Annotated in this window: 1 protein-coding gene; it reads left to right on the top strand. The window is 46.7% G+C overall.

Translation table 11 applies throughout. The features are described 5' to 3' along the window. A partial coding sequence (tuf, locus tag RH88_RS10175) for an elongation factor Tu (RefSeq protein ID WP_005595559.1) occupies nucleotides 1-1077 on the top strand: 1077 nt, incomplete at its 5' end. Between the last annotated feature and the right edge of the window lie 5 nt (nucleotides 1078-1082).

Raw genomic sequence — 1082 nt, 5'->3', positions numbered from 1 at the left:
TCAAAAGTATACGGCGGTTCAGCTCGTGACTTCGCATCAATCGATAACGCTCCAGAAGAGCGTGAGCGCGGTATCACAATCTCTACTTCACACGTAGAATACGATACTCCAACTCGTCACTACGCACACGTAGACTGTCCAGGACACGCGGATTATGTTAAAAACATGATCACTGGTGCTGCACAGATGGACGGTGGTATCCTAGTTGTTGCTGCAACAGATGGTCCAATGCCACAAACTCGTGAGCACATCCTACTAGGCCGTCAGGTTGGTATCCCTTACATCATCGTATTCATGAACAAATGTGACATGGTAGATGACGAAGAGCTACTAGAACTAGTAGAAATGGAAGTTCGTGAACTTCTTTCTGAGTACGATTTCCCAGGTGATGACCTACCAGTTATCCAAGGTTCTGCACTAGGCGCACTAAACGGCGAAGAGCAGTGGGAAGCTAAGATCATTGAACTTGCAGAAGCTCTAGATTCTTACATTCCAGAACCTGAGCGTGCAATCGATATGCCATTCCTAATGCCAATCGAAGACGTATTCTCAATCCAAGGTCGTGGTACAGTAGTAACTGGCCGTATCGAGCGCGGTATCCTAAACGTAGGTGACGAAGTAGCAATCGTAGGTATCAAAGATACTACAACTACTACTTGTACTGGTGTTGAAATGTTCCGTAAACTGCTTGACGAAGGTCGTGCAGGTGAGAACGTTGGTGCACTTCTACGTGGTACTAAGCGTGATGACGTTGAACGTGGTCAAGTACTAGCTAAGCCTGGTTCAATCACTCCACACACTAAGTTCGAGTCAGAAGTATACGTACTTTCTAAAGACGAAGGCGGCCGTCATACTCCGTTCTTCAAAGGCTACCGTCCACAGTTCTACTTCCGTACAACTGACGTAACTGGTGATATCTCTCTACCAGAAGGCGTAGAAATGGTAATGCCAGGCGACAACATCCAAATGATCGTTGAGCTAATCGCTCCAATCGCAATGGATGAAGGCCTACGTTTCGCTATCCGTGAAGGTGGCCGTACTGTAGGTGCTGGTGTTGTTGCTAAGATCTTCGCTTAATTCTT

The organism is Vibrio scophthalmi LMG 19158, assembly GCF_000222585.1.
Classification (GTDB): domain Bacteria; phylum Pseudomonadota; class Gammaproteobacteria; order Enterobacterales; family Vibrionaceae; genus Vibrio; species Vibrio scophthalmi.
Note: the sequence above shows the minus strand (reverse complement) of the source record. Positions and strands in the feature narration are given on the sequence as shown.